Origin of the sequence: Streptomyces sp. GC420, from assembly GCF_009916105.1 — a bacterium.
In the GTDB taxonomy this organism is placed as follows: domain Bacteria; phylum Actinomycetota; class Actinomycetes; order Streptomycetales; family Streptomycetaceae; genus Streptomyces.
In genome coordinates, this window is the sequence record NZ_JAAAXQ010000479.1 from 1 (window position 1) to 5,164 (window position 5,164).

Annotated in this window: 7 protein-coding genes and 1 pseudogene; 3 read left to right on the forward strand and 5 right to left on the reverse strand. The window is 67.4% G+C overall.

The window, feature by feature from the left end:
• Positions 1–536 precede the first annotated feature (536 nt).
• The 3 genes from GUY61_RS34365 (at position 537) to GUY61_RS34375 (ending at position 2,619) form a co-directional block, all read left to right on the forward strand.
• Positions 537–1,796 (forward strand): S8 family serine peptidase, encoded by a 1,260-nt coding sequence (locus tag GUY61_RS34365; RefSeq protein WP_398957940.1) that lies wholly within the window; start codon positions 537–539, stop codon positions 1,794–1,796.
• Positions 1,797–1,886: 90 nt separating this feature from the next.
• On the forward strand, positions 1,887–2,258 hold the full coding sequence (locus GUY61_RS34370) for a WXG100 family type VII secretion target (RefSeq protein ID WP_166634241.1): 372 nt from the start codon (positions 1,887–1,889) through the stop codon (positions 2,256–2,258).
• Between the two features lie 64 nt (positions 2,259–2,322).
• Positions 2,323–2,619 carry a WXG100 family type VII secretion target gene (locus GUY61_RS34375; RefSeq protein ID WP_166634242.1) on the forward strand — a complete coding sequence of 99 codons (297 nt, stop codon included), beginning with the start codon at positions 2,323–2,325 and terminating at the stop codon, positions 2,617–2,619.
• A 231-nt stretch (positions 2,620–2,850) separates the two neighbouring features.
• Here GUY61_RS34375 and GUY61_RS34380 read toward each other — a convergent pair whose 3' ends face one another.
• The 5 genes and pseudogenes from GUY61_RS34380 to GUY61_RS41690 form a co-directional block, all read right to left on the reverse strand.
• Positions 2,851–3,162, reverse strand: coding sequence for a hypothetical protein (locus tag GUY61_RS34380; protein ID WP_243766957.1), 312 nt, complete (start codon positions 3,160–3,162; stop codon positions 2,851–2,853).
• On the reverse strand, positions 3,111–3,728 hold the full coding sequence (locus GUY61_RS41350) for a YrhB family protein (protein ID WP_398957945.1): 618 nt from the start codon (positions 3,726–3,728) through the stop codon (positions 3,111–3,113). Before GUY61_RS41350 ends, GUY61_RS34380 begins: the two co-directional genes overlap by 52 nt.
• A pseudogene (locus GUY61_RS42020) lies at positions 3,623–4,009 on the reverse strand (toxin glutamine deamidase domain-containing protein); the annotation flags it as partial. The pseudogene GUY61_RS42020 and the gene GUY61_RS41350, both read right to left, overlap by 106 nt.
• A 157-nt stretch (positions 4,010–4,166) precedes the next feature.
• Positions 4,167–4,466 carry a YrhB domain-containing protein gene (locus GUY61_RS34395; RefSeq protein WP_166634243.1) on the reverse strand — a complete coding sequence of 100 codons (300 nt, stop codon included), beginning with the start codon at positions 4,464–4,466 and terminating at the stop codon, positions 4,167–4,169.
• Between the two features lie 76 nt (positions 4,467–4,542).
• Complete coding sequence (locus GUY61_RS41690; protein WP_313896999.1) at positions 4,543–5,145, reverse strand: hypothetical protein; 603 nt, start codon at positions 5,143–5,145, stop codon at positions 4,543–4,545.
• Between the last annotated feature and the right edge of the window lie 19 nt (positions 5,146–5,164).

Consider the following 5,164-nt stretch of genomic DNA (forward strand, 5'->3'; position numbering starts at 1 on the left):
TCCTGGAACTGGTCGAACCGGCTCGTCGGCAGGTCCGGTCGGCGGGCGGGCGGGGGGCTTTGGTGCCGCAGGTGAAAAGCGGGGTACCGGGGTTGTCGGCGGTGTGCCACAACGTGCTGCCTCCGGCAGTCCGACCGGGTCGCGACTGCCCCGGGGGGCTGTGATCGGAACTGGGAACAAGGCACCAGGTGGTCCTTCGGCAGCGCGTCCCGGTCAGGGTGGTGTTGTCGGTGCGAACCCAGCGAGCCGTACTGCTCGGCAGACGGGAGCGGGCGCTGTTTCCCCTGGTGGAGTCGTAGGAACGCCCACATCCAGCGATTCCGGCAGGAGAAACGGGCGTAAGAATTTCACGGTTGGTGGGGCAGGTCTCGTCCGTGGGCCCTCGCGTCGACGCAAAGCCTCCAAAGACGAGCAGGAGAACACGGACCCTGAGCGGCAGGACGTCAGCACAGAAGAGACTGGTCCGGGAGCGACCGGACCTAATATCGTCCCTCCGGTCATCGACTAATCAACAGGGAAGGCTTGGAAACCAGGTGATGGCAGGCATGCTGCAGGCGCGACGGCGTTTCGGAGCGCACCCGCTGAAGTTGGGCCTGACGCGTGCCCTGATCGTGTCGAGCGTCAGTGCGCTCGTTGTCTTCGGTGGTACGCCTGCGGCCGTCGGCTCCGACATGCGGTCAAAGCTGTGGTATTTGGACGCTCTGGAAGCCGAAGAGATATGGAAGACAGCCAGGGGTGAGGGCATCACAGTCGCTGTCATTGATACCGGGGTGAACGCGGACACTCCTTCCCTCAAAGGGCAGGTCCTGAAGGGGTTCGATTTCACCGACGTCGACGGTGACGCGACGGACGATTACGGCGGCCACGGAACGACGATGGCTGAACTGATCGCTGGTACAGGCAAGGGAGACGGTATCCAGGGCCTGGCGCCGGGAGTGAAGATTCTCCCTATGAGGGTTCCTGACGAGGAATTCGCCAAAGACAAAGACGTAAACCTCTGGGGTGAAGAGGACGCCATCCGCGCCGCCGCAGACAGTGGTGCCAAGATCATCAGTCTGTCTATGGGCGGCGAGTTCTCCACCGAACGGCAGCAAGAGGCTGTCAGGTATGCCCAGAAGAAGGGTAAGTTGTTCTTTGCCTCTGTGGGCAACAATGCCAAGGACGGCAATGCGAAGGAGTACCCAGCCGCACACCCGGAGGTCGTAGGCGTCGGTGCCACCGACCGCAACGGCAAGGTGTCCGATTACTCCCAGAACGGCGACATCGTGGATCTCGCCGCTCCTGCCGACAACCTTCCGCGGTGGTGCGATGAGACCTTCCAGAGCTACTGCATGGGCGACGGTGGAACAAGTTCTGCCACTGCCATCACCTCCGCCGCCGCCGCTCTCATCTGGTCCGCGCATCCCGACTGGACTGCCAACCAGGTCCTCCGTGTCATGTTCGACACCGCCGGCCGCGACTGGCCGGATGACGAGGTCAGCAAGTACCTGGGGCATGGCCTCATCCGGCCTGCGGTCAACATCCTGGACGGTGAGGGCGATCCTGGCGACCCGGACATCAGTCCGCTGACCAACAAGCGCACGACGCCGAAAACACCGAACCCGTCCCCGTCAACCCCCGCGAAGAGCAAGGCGGGCGATGACGCAGTCGCGGCGGGCTCCGAGGAGGCGATCGCGAGCGACTCGAAGACCGGCGACGGCTCAAGCTCACTGCCGCTCATCATCGGGGGCGCCGCACTGGTGGCCGTGCTTCTAGGAGGCGCCGCGGTCACTGCCCGCAGGCGTCGTGCCTCCTGAGTCCACGGCCCCGGTGAGTACTCGCACATCCCTGCTGGCGCCCGCCCGGCGGGGATGGCGGGAAACATCTAAAGGAGAGGAAAGGCTGGTATGGCAAATCCGGACCAGAAGGTCACAGACAGTGCGCTCAAGTCACTTCAGGACGAATTGAGTGACAAGTTCGACAGGGTGAGGGCACAGGTCCAGGCCCTCCACCAGGTGATCGACAGTCTCGAAGGCGCCTGGCAGGGAATCGGCGCCGGTGCGTTCAACAAGAAGCAGACCGAGATCAACGAGCGCATGTCGCGCATCGGTAACCTGCTGCTCAACTACCAGGAAGCCATTCAGGCAGCGCGCACCATCTCGGGCAACACCGAGGACGAAGTGGCTGCGGCTCTCAATGGCGTCGATGTCGTCGGTGGCTACTCGGGTGACGCGACGGCGGAGGCCTCGGTCACGCCTTCCGCCTTCAGCAAGTACTGATCTGCAGCCTTAGTGCTGCCGTCCGGCTTCTCAGACCGGACACGTCACCAACTGGGGAGATTTCATGGCCAACAATGGCGATTCCACGGTAGTCACTTACGGCAGCCTGGACCTGGCTGCCACGGACATCAAGAAGCGGGCGGACGAGCTCAAGCGAGGGCTCGACGAGATCAAGGCCAAGATCGCCTCGATCAATGACCTCTGGAAGGGCGAGGCCCGCGAGGCGTACAACACGACCCAGGAGCGCTGGAACAGGGACGCCGAGGGAGTCCACCAGGCGCTGATGCAGATCTCGCAGGCCGTGGCGCAGGCGGCCCCGGCGTACCAGGGCGGAGACAAGAGGGCTGCCTCGAACTTCTGAGCAGCTGTCACAGCAATCATGCAGAGGGTGGGCACATGCAGGGGGTGCCCACCCTCTCAGCGTCCCCGGAGGGGCGTCACCGACATTCCGGAGATTGCTGGGTGGGTCCTTGCTCAGCAGCCTCGGCCTTCAGCCGTTCCCACTCGTCCCACGCCGCTTTTCAACCCCACCTGTGTACGCGTCGACCGGGCGGACATGCACCGGTGATCCTCGCCAACACTCACCGCTGTGTCAGCGGTATCGGATCAGCCGAAAGCCGCTTGCCGCGCCCGCGTTGAGATCTGTCACCGGATCGGCCGATCCGTCGACCACTCCCGTGCCCTGCGGGGACCTGAACCCGGTCAGCAGCAGGCCCGTCGTCTCGCGGCCGCGGCCGTCCACACGGCGAACCCAGATGAGGGCAGGCGCGCCCACGGGGAAGGCCGACAACTCGTCGAGCAGCGGACTCCAGTCGGCGTGCTCGGAGACCGACAGCGGCTGCCCCAGTTGGTTCAGCGTCCCGGGGAGCCAGATCGCGTCACCCGGACGGGGTGGCAGGCCCATGACGCGCCCGGCTCCGCGCCCTGGTTCCATGCCTGCAGCCACTGCCAGGGCTGTGAGTTGGGCAGGCAGAACGGCTCCGCGACATCCTTCGGTACGACGACGGCGGCATCGACCATGGCGTGCCGCCAGTCGCCACCGTCGAGGAATGCCTCCGTGTTGCAGGCGAAGAACCAGCCTCGCGGCATCTCGTCGGCGGGATCAGGATGGACCAGGCGCACCGGGTCGCGGTAGGTACGCCGCAGCCAGTCGTGGGCCTTCTCGCGGCCGAGGCGAAGTCGCGCGCCGGCGCCGGGTACGGGTCCGCCGCGGGGACAGCCCCGGAAGCCTCGGCAGGCGTCTGCGGACGCAGCCGTGCGAAAACCAGTTCCCGCACTCCGGCCGTGTCGAGCCGAGCCAGCCCGCCGGTCATGCTGTCCAGGAACGCCACCTGCCCGTCCTTGTTGTGCGCGTACAGCAGGTGCCCCCTCGCCTCGACGCCCCCGACGCAGCGACGTACCCAGACGACCCCTCCCGTACCGGGCCCGGTCTCCCGCACGCGTGCGATCATCTGGTCCCAGCCGGCGCACCGCAGCTGCTCCGCCCCGGGGAAGTACCGCCGCAGCAGCAGCTCCCACCAGCCGGGAGCCTCGTGCGCCGGCTGCCAGGGCAGGGCCGTGGCCTGCGCCCCGGTCATGGCGGCGGCGACGGAGACCACGCAGCTGCGGGAGTTCAGCCGCCGTGACTGAGTGGCAGCGTCCCGCGGTGCGGGCGACCGGGTGTACGCCGCCACGTCGCCCCAGGGATCGCCGGCGGCCGGGTGGAAGGACACCCCGCCGTCCTTCGGCACGACGAGGGACGCCGCGAGCATCGGGGTGCGCGGGTAGCCGGGCTGCTCGGTGGTCCGGCACGCGAACAGCCAGGTTCGAGCGTCCTCTCCGACGGGATGGGGGAGGGCGAGCTCGACAGGCCGCCATAGGTGGCGTTGAGCCAGTGCAGGGCCGCCTGCCGGGGAAGTGCGTACATGCTCAAGCCCGCTTCGGCGGCCACTCGCCGCGGGAGACGAGATCGAGGTAATCGGCCACAGGCAGGTGCGAGGGCGGGAAATGCGGGGCCGAGCCGTCCTTGGGCACGATCAGCACCTTGATGATCGGGCCGGCGAAGTCGTCACCGCTGTCGATGGCTTCCTGAGTGTCGAACCTGACGCCCCACGCCGCCGGGTGTTCGTACGACTCGTCCGGCAGCATGACGATCGTCCAGGGCCGGTCGGCGAAGGTCTTATGGAGGAAGGCGCGAGCGGCTTCGACGGCTTCGTGTTTGGAGAGCATGGCAGCGCGCCGGCGAGCCCCTTTGCGATCACGGCGAGCGCCTGCTGGGAGACGTCCAGATCGGGTTCTCGCGCGTTCAAGACCTGCCTCCGGGTTTGGCTGTTCCAGTGGGTGCGCCGAGTGCGGCCGCCGCCGGCACGACGCCCATGACCGGCGGGAAGGTCCGCCCGTCCGGGTTGCCAGCGTCGATGGCCACGCCGCACGGTCCGCCGACGGCCGGTACAACGACATCAAGGAGCCGCCGCCCCAGGACTTTCCGGTAGTTCCATTCCCGGTCGTCCTCGGACCGTGCCGTCGCGAAGCGGGCGAGCGCCTCCTCGTCGGAGAAGGCGGCGATCCAGCGGATGCCGCCGAATTCCGCCGACCACAGATGGCCGTGCTCATCCAGGGGGACGAGCAGAGCCGAGTCACGGAAGTCCTCCAGGACTTCCCTGGCCCTCAGAAGTGCCGCGCTGGGTGCACCGAGTTCGCCGATGTGACCACGCTCACCGGGTTCGCTGGCGCGACCACTTCCGCTGGCCTGATCACGTTCGCCGGTTTCGCCGGGCTCCGCGGCCGCCGGGACCGGGGCGGTCCCGGCGCCGGCGTACCCCGTCGCGTTCTCCCCGGCCGTCCGGCCCGGCGTGGCGGTCCCGGCCGTACGACCGGATGCCGCTTCCCCGTCCGCACCGTCCAGCACCGCGCCCCCGGCCCGGGGG